Origin of the sequence: Nocardiopsis deserti, assembly GCF_008638355.1 — a bacterium.
GTDB lineage: Bacteria > Actinomycetota > Actinomycetes > Streptosporangiales > Streptosporangiaceae > Nocardiopsis > Nocardiopsis alborubida.
This window is the reverse complement of the sequence record NZ_VWVS01000022.1, coordinates 102,268-120,427: the sequence shown is the minus strand read 5'-3', so window position 1 is coordinate 120,427 and position 18,160 is coordinate 102,268. Positions and strand designations below refer to the sequence as shown.

Sequence of the window (18,160 nt, the reverse complement as noted above, 5' to 3'; positions counted from 1 at the left end):
GACGACCCGTGGGGTTACGGCTGCTCGCTGGAGTGGGCCACGTCCTGCCCGCCGCCGCGGCACAACTTCACGTCGCTGCCGCGGATCCGTTCCGAGCGTCCCGCGTTCGACCTGAACCACCCGCACGCCGCGGCCCCGGGCGCCGTCCCGGTGGGCGTCACGAAGGAGTAGGGCGCAATGAAGACGCAGGCCTATCTGTTCATGGGCGTCTCGACCTTCTTCGGTCTGGCCGCCGCCCTGTACGTGTACTGGTCCTGGCAGGACACCGGCGCGATCGAGTGGACGGGCACCACCGCCCTGGTGGTCTCCATCGGCTTCGGTTGGATGATCGGCTTCTGGCTCTGGCAGGCGGCCCGCCGCAGCGAGCACTTCCACGGGCTTCCCGCGGAGGAGCGGCTGGACGGGGAGATCTCCGAGAACTCCGGCGAGTACGGCTTCTTCAGCCCGCACAGCTCGTGGCCGCTGTGGGTGGCGCTGGCCGTGGCGTTCACCGCGGTGGGCGTGGCGATCGGCTGGTGGATGGTGTTCATCGGCGCCTTCGCCATCATCCTCACCGCCATCGGTTGGATCTTCGAGTACTACCGCAACGAGTTCCAGCACTAGGGAGGGGCCGCCGCACCGCGCGGCGGCCCCCGCCCGACGGCCGGACGCGTCCCAGGGACGCGTCCGGCCGTCTTTCTTGTCACGGTCCGGAAAGCGGCGTCCCGTGTGCCATGACCGTTGGCACCCCGCCCCGGCGTCCCGTGTCATGACTTGCCGCACTCCCACCCCGGTGCCCCGTGTCATGACCACCCGGCGGGGTAGGGTTTTCCTGCACTTGGCCTGATCCGACAGGGCACCGCGGACACGGGTGCGCCCCGCGCGCCGAGGTCCCGTCGCAACGGACGCTGGAGGTCCTTGGCGTGAAGGGACGAGTTTGCGCACCCCGCGGTCTGGCGGCGGCCGCCGTCGCGGTCGCGCTCGCCGCGTCGGCCTGCACCGGCCCCGCCCAGCAGGAGCCCGCGGCGGCTCCCAGCGAGGAGGCCGAGACCGGGCCGCGGATCACCGTCACCCCCGAGGAGGGGGCCTCCTCCGTCGCGCCCGACACCCCGGTGCGGGTGTCGGTGGAGGAGGGCTCGCTCACCGACGTCCGCGTCGAGCAGGCCCCCTCCGAGGGGCAGGGCGAGGAGGCGGGGGATGCCGGGGACGCCGAGCAGTGGGAGTTCACCGGCACCCTGAGCGAGGACGGCACCCGGTGGGTGAGCGACTGGAACCTGGACCCGGGCTCGGCGGTCACCGTCCGCGCCACCGCCGAGGACGACGCCGGGGAGGCCTCCGAGGCCGTCGTGGAGTTCTCCACCGAGGCGGCTGTGCCCGGTCAGCGCCTCGAACTGGCCTCGAACTTCCCGACCTCCGGCGACACCGTCGGCGTGGGCATGCCGGTCATCGTCAACTTCGACCTCCCGGTGACCAACAAGGCCCAGGTGGAGAACTCCATGGAGGTGACCTCCGAGCAGGAGGTGGAGGGCGCCTGGAACTGGGTCGGCGACAAGACCGCGGTGTTTCGGCCCCGTGAGTACTGGGACCCCCACCAGCGGGTCAGCGTGGACATGCGCCTGTCGGGGGTGGATGCCTCCGAGGGCGTCTACGGCGTCGAGAACCACCGCCTGGAGTTCGAGGTCGGCCGCGAGCTGGTCGCCACCATGCACGTGCCCGACCACGAGATGCTGGTGGAGATCGACGGCGAGCCGGCGCGCACCATCCCCGTGAGCAACGGGGAGGCCTCCAAGCGCCTCAACACCACCACCTCGGGGACGCACCTGACCATGGAGAAGTACGAGTCCCTGGTCATGGACGCGGCCACCCTGGGGATCCCCGAGGACTCACCCGACTACTACAAGCTCGACGTGGACTGGGCGGTGCGCACCTCCAACAGCGGCGAGTTCGCCCACGCCGCCCCCTGGAACAGCCGGATCGGGTCGGCCAACACCTCCAACGGCTGCACGAACATGTCGGTGGAGGACGCCCGCTGGTTCTACGAGAACTCCCTGATGGGCGACGTCCTGGAGACCACCGGGACCGACCGGGAGCTGGAGTGGGACAACGGGTGGGGCTTCTGGCAGAGGTCCTGGGAGGAGTGGCTGTCCAACAGCGCCACCGGTGAGCCGCAGGTGACCGACGGGTCGGGCGTCCCCGGTTCCGTGCACGGCGAGGGGAGCTAGTGCGGTGACCGGAAAGGTTCACCGGGACGTGCATATCGAGGATGATCTTGCTCCCAGAGGCACTGTCGACGGTCCACAGCGGCACCAGTAGCAAGATCACCGGGGAGGAGAGTCCCCGGCGCCACATCGGCAACATTTTCGGCCAGCCCACTAGCCGGACCGGTCGCGCATGCCGCCGGTGTGACGCCTGATGCCCTGACCCGCACGGCGCGGGGGCGGCTCGGCGAGCCCGTCGTGGTCAGCGCGGCTAGGCGGGCAGGTCCGGGGAGCCCTCCAGGAGGGCGTCCAGGCGTTTGGCGGTGTGCTCCCAGGTCCACGCACGGCTCACCCACGCGCGGCCGCGTGCGCCCATCTGGGCGGCGCGCTCGGGGTCCTTCAGCAGCGCGATGAGGGCGCGCGCGGAGGGGCCGGGCAGGGAGCCGTCCACGACCAGGCCGGTCTCGCCGTCCCTGACCGTGGCGGGGGCGCCCCCGGAGTCGCCTGCGACCACCGGCAGGCCGCAGGCCGAGGCCTCCAGGTAGACGATGCCCAGCCCCTCGGCCTCCAGGCCGCCCCTGCGGGTGCGGCAGGGCATGGCGAACACGTCGGCGGCGTCGTAGTAGGGCGGCAGGTCCCGGTGGGGGACCGAGCCGGTGAAGACCACCGAGTCCGTCCCGCGCGCGGCCGAGAGCAGGCTCCTGCGGTGGGGGCCGTCGCCGACGATGAGCAGGACCGCGTCGGGCACGTCGGCCAGGACGCGGGGCCAGGCGCGGATCAGGGTGTCCTGCCCCTTGCGCGGCACGAGCCGGGACACGCACACCACCACGGGGCGGTCGCCCAGGCCCAGGCGCGCGCGGACCTCCTCGCCGCCGACGCCGGGCCGGAAGGCCTCGGTGTCCACACCGGGCGTGAGCTGGCGCATGCGGGCGGCCGCGTCGGGGGACAGGGCCCGGGCCAGGTGGCGCCGGGTGTACTCACCCAGGTAGGTGACGGTGTCGGTGGTGTCGCCGATGCGTCGCAGCGCCTCGCGGGCCCCGGGCGTCGCGGCCCACCAGGTCTCGTGACCGTGGCTGATGGCGACCTGGCGCTTGACGGGGGTGCGCTCGCCCAGTCCGGCGGCGAGCAGTCCCAGCGGGGCGGCGGCGCCGTAGAGCACCGTGTCGCAGCCCTCCAGGTCGGCGATGGCGCGCGCCCGCCGCGCCACCCGGGGTGTGGGCAGCAGGACGCGTGCGGCGTCGCGTACGACGGGGAAGGGCTGGCGCAGGTCGAAGTGCGGGTCGGCGGCGGCGTCGGCCCGGGCGGGGGAGGAGCAGTAGACCACGACCGATCCGCGGGGGCGGCGCAGGGCCATCTCGTGGACGAAGGCCTCGATGCCACCGGCCTTGGGCGGGAAGTCGTTGGTGATGATCAGAGTTCGCGACACAGGGGCGAGTCTAGGCGCGGCGGGGTCGGAGGGGGGGCGTTCCACGCGGGTCGGGCCGCGGCGCGTGGCGGGCCCGGAGACGGCGGTGCCCCGCGACGGCGTGCGTCGCGGGGCACCGTGGCCGGTCCGCCGGTCAGGGGCGGACGGCGGTGACGAAGTTGGCGCGGTAGTAGTCGTTCAGGGTCACCTCGCCGATGGGGCGGGACGAGGTGGAGGCGTGCACCATGACGTTGTCGCCCGCGTACAGGCCCACGTGGTCGGGGCCGCTGCTGCCGGGGTAGAAGAACAGCAGGTCGCCGGGCTGCTTGTTCTCCCAGGAGACGCGCTGGCCCGCGTTCACCTGCTGGTAGGTGGTGCGGGGCAGGCTGACGCCGGCGGCGGCCCAGGCGGCCTGGGTCAGGCCGGAGCAGTCGTAGCCGCCGGGTCCGGTGCCGCCCCAGACGTAGGGCTTGCCGACCTGCTGGTAGGCGAAGTTCAGGGCGGTGGCGGCATTGCCCGTGGCGGGGCCGGTGTAGCTGCCGCCTCCTCCGCCTCCTCCGCCGCCTCCTCCTCCTCCGCCGCCTCCGCCGCCGGTCTGGCCGACGTTCTCGGTGGCGACCGCCTGCTCCTCCGCGGTCAGCTCCTCGAGCAGGCCCTCCTGCTCGTTGATGGCCTCCTCGGCCGCCTCGGTGGCCTCCTCGGCCTCCTTGAGGGCCTCGGCGGCCTCCTCCTCGGTCGCGCTGGCCTCGGCCTCCAGGGCCTCCAGGTTCTCCAGCTCGGTGACGTACTGCTCCAGGTTGCCGTCGTGCTGGGCCGACAGGTACTCCAGGTCGGCCTGGTGGAACAGGGCGTCCTCGGGGCCGGTGGAGCTGAGCAGCTGGTGGAAGGAGGTGAAGTCGGCGCCGGTGTAGGTGGAGCTGGCGAGCTGGCGGGCGCCCAGACCGAGTTCGGCGGTCTTCTCCTCGGCGGCCTCGATCTCCTCCAGGATGCCCTCCAGCTCCTCCTGGGCGGCCTCGTGCGTCTCCTTGGCCTCGTTGTAGGCCGCGTTGAGCTCGATGTACTCCTCTTCGAGGGTCTCGATCTCCTCGCGGACCTCCTCGGCCGTCGGATCGGCGTGGGCCACCGCGGTGGGCAGCAGCAGGGCGGCGGCGGTCAGGGAGGAGAGGGCCGCGGTGCGGCGCCTGCGGACGCGACGGGATGCCAACACGTGGTAGACCTTTCTCCCCTTGTCCCATGCCGTGGGGAAGGATCAAGGGATGTGCCGGGCGGGGGCCGGGGGCGTTCCGGGCGGAGCCCGGAGGAAGCGGAGGCCGTGACCCGTGGGGTGGGGTCGGCCCGTCCGGGGCGCGGCCGTCACCGCCAGGGGGCGGTGAATGAGGTGGCAACCGCGCTCGGCGATGAACACTAGTGCATCCGCCGAGCCGCTCTCAACCTTTTCGTGATGTTCTCCCGGTTGGTGCTGTGTGTCCGAAAACCGGGTTTCTGTCCGTTAAACGGCGGCGGGCCGCCACCCTGCGGGTGACGGCCCTGCGTGCTCCGAGGGCGGTTCGGGCGCCCGAACACGGATCAAAACGAAGCGGAGGTCCAAGAAAGCACGGCCCTACGGGCGGACGGCGAACTGGAACTCGCTCGCCCAGTAGGGGGCCAGGGCGACGTCCTCGATGTTGCGGCCGCTGCTGGGCGCGTGCACCATCCGGCCGCTGCCCGCGTAGAGCCCGTCGTGGCTCAGGCCGGGGAAGAAGAACATGATGTCGCCGGGCTGGAGGGCGTTCATGTCGTAGATGCGCTGGCCCACCTCGGCCTGGGCGTAGGTGGTGCGGGGCAGGTCGACGCCGCCGTGGCGCCAGGCCGCCTGGACCAGGCCGGAGCAGTCGTAGCCGCCGGGCCCGGTGCCGCCCCAGACGTAGGGCTTGCCGATCTGCTGGTAGGCGAAGTCCAGGGCCAGGGCCGCGTTGCCCGTGGCGGAGCCGGTGTAGGACTGGCCGCCGCTGTCGTTGGCGCCCTCGGCGGCGGGGTCGGAGCTGGGGAACTGCGCCAGGAGCGTCTCCTGCTCCTCCAGCTTCTCCTCGACGCTGGTCTTGGCCTCCTCGGCCTCTTCCAGGGCGGTCTCGGCCTCCTCCAGTGCCTCCTCGGCCTCGTCCTTGAGGGCGAACAGCCGCTCGTGGGAGGCGCCGAACTCGTCGAGCTGGGCCTTCTGGGACTCCGACAGGTAGTTCAGGTCGGCGTTCTGCTCCAGCAGGCTCTCGGGGCCGTCGGAGGAGAGGATGTTGGACATGGAGTCCAGGTCGCCGGACTGGTAGGTGGCGCTGGCGAGCTCCTGCACCTTGGCGCGCAGCTCCTCGTAGCGCTCCTCCTCGTCGCCGACCTGCTCGTCGAGGTCCTCGTAGAGGGTCTCGGCGACGTCGTAGTCTTCCTCGGCCTGGTTGTACTCCTCGACCGCGGTGGAGACCTCCTCGCGCAGCTCCTCGATCTTGTCTTCGACCTCGTCCTGGGTCGGCTCCGCGTAGGCGGTGCCCGGGACGAGCATGGTGCCCGCGACGACCGCGCTGATTCCGGTCGTGGCGGCGAATCGGCGAGCCGTACGTCGTCCACCGGGGTTCTTCATGGCGGTCCACGCTCCTTGGGGTCGGGCAAGTCCGCATAGGGGTGCGGGGAGAACAGGGACGGGCCCGCGCGGGGGCGCGGGCGGGTGAGTGTGCGGGTCCCGACCGGCGGGCTCAGTCGCGGCCTTGCTGTCCGGTGGAGCACTCACGTTCCGGGAAGAACCTAGCGGACCGTCCTGCGCAGCTCAACCACGGGACCCCGTACGTGCCGGTGTTCACAGTGCGTGCCGCGGTCCGCGGCCGGTGTGTCGCTCCTGGGAGGGGGCCGTGGACCGAATGGGGTAACGAAGGGATAACGTCTGGGGCGGGGGCGTTCCCGCGACGCCCGGACCGGGCCGCGCCCGCCCGCGCGGCGGGCGCCCGGCCCCGTCAGCCGTGCGACTCCAGGCGGCGCAGGAAGATCGTCGAGGGCACCGCGCGGGCCCCCGCGCGGCGCACCGCCGTCACGATCTCCCGGTCGGAGGTGACCACCGCGATCGGCCGCCCCGGGGGTTCGGCGCGCACCAGCCGCACGATCAGCTCGTCCGCGGTCTCCCCGGGCGCGCTGAACAGCAGCCGCACCCGGCGCGCCGCCGCCATCACCGGCGGGGTGTCCACGTCCGCGCCGTCGAACACGCACGTGATCTCGGCCTTGGTCCGGCTGGCCAGCCCCTCCAGGGAGTTCATCAGCCGGGTGCGCTGGTCGGCCAGGGGGAGGGTCCCGTAGCCGGTCTTGGTGACGTTGTAGCCGTCCACCAGCAGGTGCACCCGGGGTGCGGTGAGCAGGTGCTCCAGCAGACCGGGGTCGTCGTCGGGCAGTCCGCCCAGCGACACCCGGCGCTGCTGCTCGGTCTCGGCCACCAGGTCGGCCGGGCTGTCCAGGACGGTGGGCAGCGCCAGTTCCCGGCGCAGGCCGTGGGAGGCCTCCACCAGCACGTCCAGGAGCACGCGCAGGCGCGCCTCGTCGGCGTTGCGTCCGGCGCGCACCGCACGCCGGGCGTTGTCCAGCTGGGCCTCGGCAGCGGCCAGCCGCGATCTCAGCCGCCGGTTCTGCGACTCCAGCGCGCCGACCTGAGCGGCCGACTCCGACTCGCGTCCGGCCGTCTCGCTCAGTGCCCGAGAGGCCTGTTCCGTGGCCTCCCTGGCGCGCTGCCGCTCGGTGTGCACCTTGCGGCGCAGCTCGGCGATCTCGGTGCGCTGGGCCTTGATCTGGGACCGCAGGCGCTCCAGTTCCTCCTGGTGGCCGTGCCGGGTCTCGTCCAGCTGGCGGCGGGCGGCGTCCAGTGCCTCCGACGCCAGGTCCGCCTCCTTGGCGCTGGTCTGGCGCTCCAGCTCCCGGTGGACGTCCTCGACGATGCCGGGCCACCCCGGGGGCCGCAGCAGGTAGGCGCAGGCCGCCACGGCCACGGGGTCGGCCGCGGGGGGCACCAGGCCCGCGCGCAGGCCCTCGGCCAGCTCGGGCCACACCTGGTCGACGCGGGCCGCGACCATGCCCCGGAAGGCCTCGTCGCTCTCCAGCTGGGCGGCGATCTGCGGTCCGGCGAGCCGGGCCCTGCGGCGCGGCTCGAACCTGGCGACCCTGCGCAGCAGCGGCGGCAGGTCGCTCGCGCGCATGCCGCCGAGCACGTCCGAGCCGTACTCGACGACCCGGGCGCGCACCGGCTCGGGCAGCGGCCGGGCCAGCCGCTCGCCGCCGTCGCTGTCACCGCCGCCGTCGCTGCCGTCACCGCTGTGGCCGCCGCCGTCATCGCTGACGCCGTGGCCGCCGTCGTCCGCCGGGCGGACGTCCCCGTCGAGCGGGTCGCCGCCGTCGGAGTCGCCGCCCGCACCGGGGCGGGCGCTCATGCCCGACCCGTCGGGCTCTCCGCCGAGGAACCGGGAACCGACCGGTCGGCGTCGGGGCGGGCGATGATCTCGACGCTGTCGGTGGCGCCGCACCAGCGGCACCGCACCCGTTCGATGGTCTCAGAGAGCACGGTGCGCTCCTCGACGCCGCCCTCACCGGCCAGGTCCAGGTGGACGTAGTCCTGGGAGCGCACGGTCCGGGTCACGTCGAACCGCGTGAGATTGCCGCATCCGGTGCACCGCCACCGCTCACTGTCACCCGGCATCGCGATCCCCACGGTTCCTCCCTCGTGTCGTGCTCTGGCGGGGCGGCGGTCCGGCCGCCGCCCCGATGACCCACATCTTTGCATGTCGGGCAGGTCAGACCGTATTCCGACGGGTTGTCCCCGCCGCCGACTACCCTGACCGGGTGATTCGACAAGCGGCGCCCGCCGGCGTCCAGACCAGCATCAGCGACCTCGGTACGCCGTTGGCCGCGGCGACCTTCGTGGTGCTGGACCTGGAGACCACCGGCACCAGCGCGAGCGGCTCCCGGATCACGGAGGTCGGCGCGGTCAGGGTGCGCGGCGGCGAGGTCGTCGGCGAGTTCACCACCCTGGTGGATCCCGGTACCCCCATACCGGCCAACATCACCCTCCTGACGGGGATCACCCAGTCGATGGTGGCCTCGGCCCCGCCGATGGAGGAGGTCCTGCCCCGGCTGTTGGCCTTCCTGGACGCCGAACCGGACACCGTGCTGGTGGCCCACAACGCGCCCTTCGACACCGGCTTCCTCAAGGCCGCGTGCGAGCGCCACGGGACGGACTGGCCGGGCTACCCGGTCGTGGACACGCTGCGCCTGGCCCGCGCCGTGCTCGCGCGCGGCGAGACGCGCAACCACCGGCTGGCCACGCTGGCCGCCTACTTCGGGGTCCCGGTCGCGCCCAACCACCGCGCCCTGGAGGACGCCCGCGCCACCGTCGGCGTCCTGCACGGCCTCGTGGAGCGCCTGCGCCCCATGGGCGTGTCCAGCGTGGAGGAGCTGCGGGCGGTCAACAAACCGCCCACCAAGGCCCAGCGCAGCAGGCGCCACCTGGCCGAGGGCCTGCCCGAGGAACCGGGCGTGTACGTGTTCACCGACGCCCGTGGGGAGAGCCTCTACGTCGGCAAGAGCAAGAACCTGCGCCGCCGGGTGCGCACCTACTTCACCGCGGCCGAGAGCCGCCAGCGCATCCGTGAGATGGCGGGCCTGGTGGCGGGCGTGACCCCCATCGTGTGCTCCAGCGAGCTGGAGGCCTCCGTCCGCGAGCTGCGCATCATCGCCGAACGCAAACCGCCCTACAACCGGCGTTCGCGCAACCCCGAGCGCGCCTCGTGGGTCCGGCTCACCGCCGACGCCTTCCCGCGCCTGTCCGTGGTGCGCGCGGTCAGCGGCGACGGCGCGGCCCACATCGGCCCCTACGCCTCGCCCCGCGAGGCCGAGCGCGCCAGGGAGGCGCTCCTCCACGTCTTCCCGCTGCGCCAGTGCGCACACACCTTCCGGCCGCCGAAGGCGACCGTCGGGGGAAGCGGCGGCGGGGGCCGCGCCGCCCCGGAGGTGGTCACCTCGGGCGCGCGGTGGACGGGCCCGTGCGTGCTGGCCCAGCTGGGCCGCTGCGGCGCGCCCTGCGACGGCAGCGAGAGCGAGGCCGAGTACGCGGTGCACGCCGAGGCCGCACACGTGGCGATGACCGGGGACCCCGCCGCCGTGGTGGACGCGCACACCGCGCGCATCGGCGAGCTGGCCGCCGACCTGCGCTACGAGGAGGCCGCGCACCTGCGCGACCGCCTCACCGCGTTCCTGCGCGGCGCCAGACGGGCCCAGCGCCTGTCGGCCATCGCCTCGGTCGCGCACCTGGTCGCCTCCCGCCGCACCGCCGCGGGCTGGGAGACCTGCGTGGTCCGCCACGGACGCCTGGCGGCCAGCGCCGTGCTGCGCCCGGGCACCGACCCAGCCGCGTTCCTGGCCTCCCTCGTGGCCACCGCCGAGTACGTGCCCGCCGGGCACGGGCCCGGCCCCGGCACCCTGCCGGGGGAGACCGAGCTGGTCCTGGACTGGCTCGCCGACCCCGCCACGCGGCTGGTCGAGATCGACGGGGAGTGGACATGCCCGTTGCGCAGCGCCGAGGCGCACACCGGGATGACACACTGGGCGCATGGCCGCGATTCCGCTCAATGACGACTACCCCGTCCGCCGCGTCCCCGTCGTCTCGTACACGCTGGTCGCGGTCAACGTCCTCGTCTACCTGGTGTCGCCGCAGGCGCTGACCGCGGTGTGGTACCCGGCGGACATGTTCGAGCGCTTCTGTGCGATCCAGGACTACTTCATGTACTGGGGGGCGGTACCCGCCGAGATCACGGGCCGCACCGACCTGGTCCCGCACGCGGTCCCCGAGTGCGGGCGGCTCGACGGCAAGCCGGTGTGGTTCTCGGTGTTCAGCTCGATGTTCCTGCACAGCGGGCCGGGGCACCTGATCGGCAACCTGGTGTACCTGTTCGTGTTCGGGCCCGTGGTGGAGGACCGGATCGGCAAGCTGCGCTTCACGGGGCTGTACCTGGCCACCGGGGTCGCCGCCGCCTACGGCTTCGCGCTGACCGACGTCGACGCCACCATGCCCATGGTCGGCGCGTCCGGGGCCATCTCGGGGGTGCTGGGCGCCTACCTGGTCGTGCAGTTCCGCAGCCGGGTGACCACGCTGGTGTTCGGGGTGATCCCGATGCGCCTGCCCGGGTGGGCCGTGGTGGGCAGCTACTTCGCTCTTCAGTATCTTCTCTACGTCACCACATCGAGCGCCCCCGGCGCCGGAGGCGGCGTCGCCTACGCGGCGCACGTGTACGGGTTCGTCGCGGGGGTGGTCGTGGGACTGGTGGTCTACCGGCTGCGATGGCGCTCCGGGACGCGGCTCTCCGACGTCTACTAGGCATACGCCCCGGTGCGCCCCGGCGGGGTCGTCGCGCCCGTCCCGATATTTTCCGAGGAACCGTCCTGGAGGCACAGTGATCACCGCGATCGTCATGATCAAGGCCGACGTCCACCGCATCCCCGAGGTCGCCGGGGCGATCGCGGAGATCGACGGGGTGAGCGAGGTCTACTCGGTCACCGGCGGCGTCGACCTCATCGCCATGGTGCGGGTCCGCAAGCACGAGGACCTGGCCGAGGTGATCCCCGGTCGGGTGAACAAGGTGCCCGGCGTGCTCTCCTCCGACACCCACATCTCCTTCCAGGCCTACTCCCGGCACGACCTGGAGTCGGCCTTCGCCCTGGGCTGGTAGCCGGTCGCGGCCGGTTCCCGGCCGGGGCGCACGGGCCCCCGTGGACTCCGAGCCCCGCTGCGGGCACACCACCGGACCCGCCGGGGAGAACACCGGGGGCGCGGCGCCGGACCCTCCCCGGCGCCGCGCCCCCGTTCCGCGCCTACAGCGCCTTGGCGTACTGCTGGCTGGTCTCCACCCAGCGCTCCAGCGCGCGCTCGGCGGCGCCGCTGTCCACCGCCGCCGCAGCCCGCTCGTAGCCGGTGCGCACCGCCTCCAGCAGGGAATCCCCGACTCCGTCCACGGCGGCCAGCGCGGCGCCCGCGTTGAGCAGTACGGCGTCGCGCACCGGGCCGGTGTGGCCCGCCAACAGGTCGCGCACGGCCTGGGCGTTGAACCCGACGTCGCCGCCGCGCAGGTCCTCGGGCCGGGAGCGGGCGATGCCCAGGTCGGCCGGGTCGAGCGTCTCGCGCCGGGCCCCGCCGTCGCGCACCACCCACACCGTGGAGGTGGTCGTGGTGGTCAGCTCGTCCAGCCCGTCGTCGCCCCGGAACACCAGTGCCGAGGAGCCGCGGCGGGCGAACACCCCGGCGATCACCTCGCACATGCGCTCGTCGAACACCCCGATGGCCGAGGTGGTGGGCTGGGCGGGGTTGGTCAGCGGGCCCAGGAAGTTGAACACCGTGGGCACCGCCAGCTCGCGGCGGGGCTTGGCGGTGAAGCGGAACGAGGGGTGGAAGACCGGGGCGAAGCAGAAGGCGATGCCCGCCTCCTCCGCCACCCGCACGGTCAGCTCCGGCGGCAGGTCCAGGACCACGCCCAGGCGCTCCAGCACGTCGGCGGTGCCGCAGGAGGAGGACGCCGCCCGGTTGCCGTGCTTGACCACGCGGGCGCCCGCGGCCGAGGCCACGATCGCCGCCATCGTCGACACGTTCACGGTGTGCGCGCGGTCGCCGCCGGTGCCGACGATGTCCAGGGTGGGGCCGGGGACGTGGATGCGCACGGCGTTGTCGAGCATGCCGCGGGCCAGCCCGGTCACCTCCGACACGCTCTCGCCCTTGGCGCGCAGCGCGATGGCGAACCCGGCGATCTGGGCGTCGGTCGCGGCCTCGGACATGATCTCGTTCATCGCCCACGCGGTGTCGTCGGCGCTCAGGGTCCGTCCGCCCAGCAGGGCGGTGATGAGGCTGGACCAGGTCCGCTCGGTGACGGCGGACCGCTCGTCGGAGCCCGCGGCTCCGGAGTCGGCGGGGGAGTTCGCGGCGGGGACGTTCATCTCGGTTGCTCCACGGTGAAGGAACGGGCACGGAGGGGCCTGGGCGCGGCGCGTGGGCGGACCGCCCTCAGGCGCTGGGAGGGAGGGGCGTGGCGTGCGTGCGCCATCGCCCGATGTCGGCGCCGTGGTGCAGGGCCGCGCCCACCGCGCGGCGGCGGCGCGGCTCCACGTCGCCGTGGTGACCCGTTCCGAGACCGTGTCGCACCCGTGTCACCCGCTCAGGGCCGCGACCCGCTGGCGCATGAGCTCGGCCAGGGCCTCGGCGAGCGCGACGGGGTCGATCGGGTGGCTGACGACCTGCTCGGCCTGGGACCAGGTGGCCAGCCAGCCGTCGTCGCGCCGTCCCACCAGCAGCAGGACCGGCGGGCAGCGGTAGATCTCGTCCTTGACCTGGCGGCACAGGCCCATCCCGCCGACGGGGGAGGCCTCGCCGTCGAAGATGGCCACGTCCACGCGCGCGGCGGGGTCGGTGTCCTCCAGCCTGCGCAGGACCATGGGCGCGGTCGCGCACTCGACGAACTCCACGCGGGGGACGTCGAGGGCCGGGCGGCGGCCGACCGCCAGCCGCACCTGCTCGCGGGTGTCGGCGTTGTCGCTGTAGACCAGCACGCGCATCCTGGCACCCGTGTCCGTACCGCTGACCACCATCGCGCAACCGTCCCATCGCGTCTGTCCGCGGCCGCCGCCGTGGGGGGTGCGGCCGAGGCGTTCGTTGGCTGTATGCCCTCTGACTGTATTGCCTCACGGCCCCGCTGCACAGAAGCGGCCCGGAGGCCGTGCCCGGCACTGAGACCTTCGACACCAAGGATGCCAGCACCCCGGGGCCGCCCGTTCACCCGCCCCCGGCTCGGCGTTATGCAACAGTGATGCTTTCGATGCCTGGGCGTTGACCGGCCGAGGTTGAGGCGTCATCCGCGGGGGTAGAGAAGGCCACAGAAGGCCTCAGCCGCCCCGGATCGCGATTTTCGGTCCTCCTCGGTGCGCCACGGGGCCCGGCGGGGCCGCCGGGCCGCTACAGTAACGTCCCAGTCACGGCGAACAGGACGTCAGCGGCGTCGAAAGCACCCCGAGTCGGTGCTGATCCGCCGCGTTACGGGGGGTCGGGTACGGCCCTCCGCGAGATGCCGTAATAATGCTCCCGTGGCGACAGCAACCGCGAACCCAAAATCAGCACCGACACCAGCACATGGTGCGGCAAAGCGTCCTGACCTGGTGAGCGTTGGCACCATCGTTTGGTTGGCCAACGAGCTCATGTTCTTCGCTGCGCTGTTCGCGATGTACTTCACCATCCGATCGGTGACCAACGGAAACCCCGATCTGGGGCAGTGGCCCGACACCCACCTCAACGTGCCGTGGGCGTCGGCCATCACCGTGGTCCTGGTGGCTTCCAGCTTCACCGCGCAGGCAGGCGTCTGGGCCGCCGAGCGCGGCGACGTCAAGAAGCTGCGCATGTGGTTCTTCATCACGTTCTTCATGGGCCTGTTCTTCGTCCTTGGACAGGCCTACGAGTACTACGAGCTCATCTTCCACGGGGGCCTGACTCTCCAGTCGAGCGCCTACGGGTCGATGTTCTACCTGACCACGGGCTTCCACGGACTCCACGTCATCGGTGGGCTGATCGCGTTCCTCATCATGCTGGGACGCACGTACGCCGCGAAGCGCTTCACCCACCAGCAGGCGACCAGCGCGATCGTCGTGTCCTACTACTGGCACTTCGTCGACGTGGTCTGGATCGCTTTGTTCTTCACCATCTACTTCATCCAGTAACCCGAAACGGGGAAACCGTGAAATGGATTACCGCGCGGCGGCGGCATCCCCTGGCGGGGTATGTCGTCGTCATCCTCGCGCTAGCCCTGTTCGGGGTGGGGTACGCCGCCCTGGCGCCCACCGCGGACCAGGCCCAGGCGCAGACCCTCGCCGCTGACACTCCTCCGTCGCCGGACGACGTCGACGTGGCCAACGGCGAGGACATCTTCAACCAGACGTGCGCGACCTGCCACAACTACGACGGCAGCGGCACGTACGGCGAGGACGGGGAGTACACCCGGGGTCCGGACCTCCGTGACTCCGGCGCCGCGGCCATCGACTTCCAGGTCAGCACCGGGCGCATGCCGTCCATGAACCCCGACGCGCAGATGCCGCGCAAGCCGATGGCGATGTCGGAGGAGGACCTCCAGGACCTGATCGCGTACTACAACGCGGAGATCAGGACCGGCGGGCCCGACATTCCCTACGACGTCCCCGGCGAGGCGCCCGAGCGCGACCAGTTCGAGGACGAGGCCGCCTACGAGGCCGCGCTCGAGGAGTACGAGGCCGAGTACGACGCCTTCGTCGAGGGCGCCGACGACACCGACATGGGCATGCGCCTGTACCTGACCAACTGCGCGCACTGCCACGGTTGGTCCGGCGGCGGCGGCGCGCTCACCGACGGCCGCTGGGCTCCCGAGATCCACGACGCGTCTCCGCGCCAGATCTACGAGGCCATGGTCAGCGGCCCCGGCGCCATGCCGATGTTCAGCGACACCGTCATCGAGCCGGAGGAGAAGCAGGAGCTCATCTCCTACATCAAGACCCTCCAGGCGGAACCCAACGCCGGAGGCATCTTCGACCTCGACCGTGTCGGCCAGGTCGCTGAGGGCTTCATCGGCTGGGTCGTCGGCCTTGCCCTGATCATTGCCTGCGCGATCTGGATCACCGCGAAGCAGCGAGCCCATGACTGAGAACAACACCAACGACAACAACGGGGGGGACCCCGCGCCCGAGCGCGTGGTCGGCACCCCCAAGGCCGGGGACCCCGTGGTCTCCGGCACCTCCACGACTTCGGAGGGGGGCCACGAGGGCCCGTATAAGGCCTCCGAGACGCACGCGCGGCCGGAGGAGACGCAGCGCCGGGGTGAGAAGGTCGCCTCGGTGTGGTTCGTGATCGCCTTCCTGGCCGGGATCGGCTTCCTGGTCGCCTACTTCCTGTTCGGCCCGAGCCAGATCGCCGACCCGCAGATCGCCCAGTACTCGAACATGCTGCTGGGCGGCACGCTGACGCTGGCGATGTTCGGCATCGGCGCGGGCATGACGGTCTGGGCCCGTCAGGTGATGCCGCACTACGAGGTGGCCTCGCCCTACGACGAGCTGCCCTCGGACGAGAAGGAGAAGGGCTCCTTCAGCGCCTTCTTCATGCGGGGCGCCGACGAGAGCGGCTTCACCAAGCGTCCCCTGATGCGTCGCACGCTCATCCTGGCGATGCTGCCGCTGGGCCTGGCCCCGATCGTGCTGCTGCGCGACACCGGCCCGCTGCCCGGCGACAAGCTCAAGACCACGCCGTGGCAGAACGGCCGCCGGATGTACGTCGAGGGCACCCACCGCGCGATCCGCGCGGAGGACTTCGAGAACGATCCCAACGGGATGATCTCGGCGCTGCCCGCGATCGACGACGAGCACCACCCGCACGGGATCAGCCTCGACGACCAGGCCAAGTCCGTCATCCTCCTGATCAAGGTCCCGGAGGAGGACTGGCAGGAGCGGATGACCGAGGAGATCGAGGGCACCGACGGCCAGACGCGTCTGAACTGGACGCACAACGGCGTCGTCGCCTACTCCAAGATCTGCACCCACGTGGGCTGCCCGGCGGCCCTGTACGAGCGCACGACGCACCGCATCCTGTGCCCGTGCCACCAGTCGACCTTCGACGCGTCCAACGCGGCCGAGGTCGTGTTCGGTCCGGCGCACCGGCCGCTGCCGCAGCTGCCGATCGGTGTCGACGACGAGGGTTACCTCATCGCGACCGGCGACTTCGTCGCGCCTCCCGGTCCGACGTTCTGGGACTACGCGAAGGACTAGTCGATGAGTAAGACCACGCAAGCACCCAAGGCGCTTCGCGGCGTCGGCAACTTCATCGACGACCGCTTCCACCTGGCCAAGACCGGCGAGAAGAACCTGCGCAAGGTCTTCCCGAACCACTGGTCGTTCATGCTGGGCGAGATCGCGCTGTACTCGTTCATCATCCTGCTGCTCACGGGTGTCTTCCTCACGCTCTGGTTCAAGCCGAGCATGGTGGAGGTCATCTACGACGGCTCCTACGAGCGCCTCCAGGGCGTTCCCATGTCGGAGGCCTACGCCTCCACGCTCCACATCACCTTCGAGGTGCGCGGCGGGCTCCTGGTCCGCCAGATCCACCACTGGGCCGCGCTGATCTTCGTGGCCTCGCTCGTCGTGCACATGCTCCGGGTGTTCTTCACCGGCGCGTTCCGCAAGCCGCGCGAGATCAACTGGCTGATCGGCGTCGCGATCTTCACCCTGGCGATGCTCGAGGGCCTCTTCGGCTACTCGCTGCCCGACGACCTGCCCTCGGGCATGGGCGTGCGCATCCTCCAGGGCGTGATGATGGCGCTGCCGCTCGTCGGCCCGTACGTGTCGATGTTCCTCTTCGGCGGGGAGTTCCCCGGCGAGGACATCATCACGCGGCTGTACATGCTGCACGTGCTGGCGATCCCGGCCCTGCTGCTGGGTCTGATCGTGGCGCACTTCATGATCCTGTGGCACCAGAAGCACACCCAGTACCCAGGTACCGGGCGCACGGACAAGACCGTGGTCGGAACACCCATGTTCCCGGCCTTCGCGGTCAAGGCCGGCGGGTTCTTCTTCTTCACGTTCGCCGTGATCGCCCTGCTGAGCGCGTTCGTCCAGATCAACCCGATCCACCTGTTCGGGCCCTTCACCCCGACGTCCATCACCTCCGGGCTCCAGCCCGACTGGTACATGGGCTTCATGGAGGGGTCGCTGCGCATCTTCCCGAACTGGTTCGACATCGCGCCCTTCGGTTACGCGATCCCGACGGCCGTGCTGGTGCCGGGCCTGGTCATCCCGGGTCTGGTCTTCGGCGGCCTGGCCGCCTGGCCGTTCATCGAGCAGTGGATCACCGGTGACAAGCGCGCGCGCAACGTCGCCGACCGTCCGCGCAACGCGCCGGTGCGCACCGGCGTGGGCGCCATGGGCATCACCTTCTACGGTCTGCTCTGGCTGGCCGGGTCCAACGACATCCTGTCGGAGACCTTCTCGATCAACCTGTACCTGACCACGTACATCTTCCGTGTGCTGGTCATCGTCGGTCCGATCGCGGCCTTCTTCATCACCAAGCGGATCTGCCTGGGGCTCCAGCGCCGTGACCGGGAGACCCTGGAGCACGGTTACGAGAGCGGCACGATCCAGCAGCTGCCCAGTGGTGAGTTCGTGGAGGTGCACAAGCACAGCTCCCCGGAGACGGTCCACGTCCTGGAGAGCAAGCCGGTCATCACCTCGACGGCGCTGGCCGACGACGCCGACGTCGACGACAAGGGTGTGGAGAACCCCGAGGCCCGCAAGGGCAGCGGCAGGCTCCGCAAGGCCCTGGCGCGTTGGTACACCAAGGACGACGTGTCCCTGGAAGGGGTGGAGGCGCACAACGGCCACCACCTGCACCACTCCTCCTCGTCGGAGGTTGAGAAGGAGGCGGCCCACTAGGGCTTTCTCCCTCTTGTCGACGGACCCGGTCGCGGTGCGGCCGGGTCCGTCGTGTTGCCGGTCCCTGTGGGGGGAGGGATCGGACTGCGGGGAGGGGAGGGTGCGGATCGTG

At 71.7% G+C, this 18,160-nt stretch carries 16 protein-coding genes and 1 pseudogene; 10 read left to right on the top strand and 7 right to left on the bottom strand.

The window, feature by feature from the left end; genetic code table 11:
* From FYW99_RS26880 to FYW99_RS26870, 3 genes and pseudogenes are all read left to right on the top strand, one after another.
* Positions 1 to 171, top strand: a pseudogene (locus tag FYW99_RS26880) (cytochrome ubiquinol oxidase subunit I); the annotation flags it as partial.
* A gap of 6 nt (positions 172 to 177) precedes the next feature.
* A complete protein-coding gene (locus FYW99_RS26875) occupies positions 178 to 603 on the top strand; it encodes a cytochrome c oxidase subunit 4 (protein WP_061080952.1) in 426 nt (141 codons plus the stop codon).
* Between the two features lie 299 nt (positions 604 to 902).
* Positions 903 to 2,201 (top strand): L,D-transpeptidase, encoded by a 1,299-nt coding sequence (locus FYW99_RS26870; RefSeq protein ID WP_150254808.1) that lies wholly within the window; start codon positions 903 to 905, stop codon positions 2,199 to 2,201.
* 247 nt (positions 2,202 to 2,448) lie between these two features.
* Here the strand turns inward: FYW99_RS26870 and FYW99_RS26865 are convergent, their stop codons facing one another.
* From FYW99_RS26865 to FYW99_RS26845, 5 genes are all read right to left on the bottom strand, one after another.
* Positions 2,449 to 3,603 carry a glycosyltransferase family 4 protein gene (locus FYW99_RS26865; RefSeq protein WP_150254807.1) on the bottom strand — a complete coding sequence of 385 codons (1,155 nt, stop codon included), beginning with the start codon at positions 3,601 to 3,603 and terminating at the stop codon, positions 2,449 to 2,451.
* A gap of 133 nt (positions 3,604 to 3,736) precedes the next feature.
* Positions 3,737 to 4,789, bottom strand: a complete 1,053-nt coding sequence (locus FYW99_RS26860) for a C40 family peptidase (RefSeq protein WP_150254806.1) — start codon at positions 4,787 to 4,789, stop codon at positions 3,737 to 3,739.
* A 393-nt stretch (positions 4,790 to 5,182) separates the two neighbouring features.
* Positions 5,183 to 6,187, bottom strand: a complete 1,005-nt coding sequence (locus tag FYW99_RS26855) for a C40 family peptidase (RefSeq protein ID WP_223839608.1) — start codon at positions 6,185 to 6,187, stop codon at positions 5,183 to 5,185.
* A 367-nt stretch (positions 6,188 to 6,554) separates the two neighbouring features.
* Positions 6,555 to 8,009, bottom strand: a complete 1,455-nt coding sequence (locus tag FYW99_RS26850) for an NYN domain-containing protein (RefSeq protein WP_150254805.1) — start codon at positions 8,007 to 8,009, stop codon at positions 6,555 to 6,557.
* Entirely contained in the window at positions 8,006 to 8,287 is a 282-nt protein-coding gene (locus FYW99_RS26845) for a hypothetical protein (RefSeq protein ID WP_013154158.1), read from the bottom strand. Before FYW99_RS26845 ends, FYW99_RS26850 begins: the two co-directional genes overlap by 4 nt.
* Positions 8,288 to 8,418: 131 nt before the next feature.
* Between FYW99_RS26845 and FYW99_RS26840 the strand changes: the two genes are divergently transcribed.
* The 3 genes from FYW99_RS26840 (at position 8,419) to FYW99_RS26830 (ending at position 11,300) form a co-directional block, all read left to right on the top strand.
* Complete coding sequence (locus FYW99_RS26840) at positions 8,419 to 10,206, top strand: DEDD exonuclease domain-containing protein (protein WP_150254804.1); 1,788 nt, start codon at positions 8,419 to 8,421, stop codon at positions 10,204 to 10,206.
* A complete protein-coding gene (locus FYW99_RS26835) occupies positions 10,184 to 10,948 on the top strand; it encodes a rhomboid family intramembrane serine protease (protein WP_150254803.1) in 765 nt (254 codons plus the stop codon). The genes FYW99_RS26840 and FYW99_RS26835 overlap by 23 nt, the downstream gene beginning before the upstream one ends.
* A gap of 76 nt (positions 10,949 to 11,024) precedes the next feature.
* On the top strand, positions 11,025 to 11,300 hold the full coding sequence (locus tag FYW99_RS26830; protein ID WP_013154155.1) for an Lrp/AsnC family transcriptional regulator: 276 nt from the start codon (positions 11,025 to 11,027) through the stop codon (positions 11,298 to 11,300).
* Positions 11,301 to 11,442: 142 nt separating this feature from the next.
* On the opposite strand, the gene trpD is transcribed toward FYW99_RS26830, so the two are convergent.
* Positions 11,443 to 12,555: an anthranilate phosphoribosyltransferase gene (gene trpD / locus FYW99_RS26825; RefSeq protein WP_150254802.1), complete on the bottom strand. Its 1,113-nt coding sequence runs from the start codon at positions 12,553 to 12,555 to the stop codon at positions 11,443 to 11,445.
* Between the two features lie 210 nt (positions 12,556 to 12,765).
* On the bottom strand, positions 12,766 to 13,203 hold the full coding sequence (locus FYW99_RS26820; RefSeq protein WP_150254801.1) for a response regulator transcription factor: 438 nt from the start codon (positions 13,201 to 13,203) through the stop codon (positions 12,766 to 12,768).
* Between the two features lie 492 nt (positions 13,204 to 13,695).
* Between FYW99_RS26820 and ctaE the strand changes: the two genes are divergently transcribed.
* Genes ctaE through qcrB form a run of 4 tightly spaced genes read left to right on the top strand, consistent with a single transcriptional unit; the run spans position 13,696 to position 18,048 of the window.
* Entirely contained in the window at positions 13,696 to 14,322 is a 627-nt protein-coding gene (ctaE, locus tag FYW99_RS26815) for an aa3-type cytochrome oxidase subunit III (RefSeq protein ID WP_013154151.1), read from the top strand.
* Positions 14,323 to 14,339: 17 nt separating this feature from the next.
* A complete protein-coding gene (gene qcrC / locus FYW99_RS26810) occupies positions 14,340 to 15,275 on the top strand; it encodes a cytochrome bc1 complex diheme cytochrome c subunit (RefSeq protein ID WP_150254800.1) in 936 nt (311 codons plus the stop codon).
* Positions 15,268 to 16,389 carry a cytochrome bc1 complex Rieske iron-sulfur subunit gene (gene qcrA / locus FYW99_RS26805; RefSeq protein ID WP_150254799.1) on the top strand — a complete coding sequence of 374 codons (1,122 nt, stop codon included), beginning with the start codon at positions 15,268 to 15,270 and terminating at the stop codon, positions 16,387 to 16,389. The genes qcrC and qcrA overlap by 8 nt, the downstream gene beginning before the upstream one ends.
* A 3-nt stretch (positions 16,390 to 16,392) precedes the next feature.
* Positions 16,393 to 18,048 carry a cytochrome bc1 complex cytochrome b subunit gene (gene qcrB / locus FYW99_RS26800; RefSeq protein ID WP_150254798.1) on the top strand — a complete coding sequence of 552 codons (1,656 nt, stop codon included), beginning with the start codon at positions 16,393 to 16,395 and terminating at the stop codon, positions 18,046 to 18,048.
* The last annotated feature ends 112 nt before the right edge of the window (positions 18,049 to 18,160 follow it).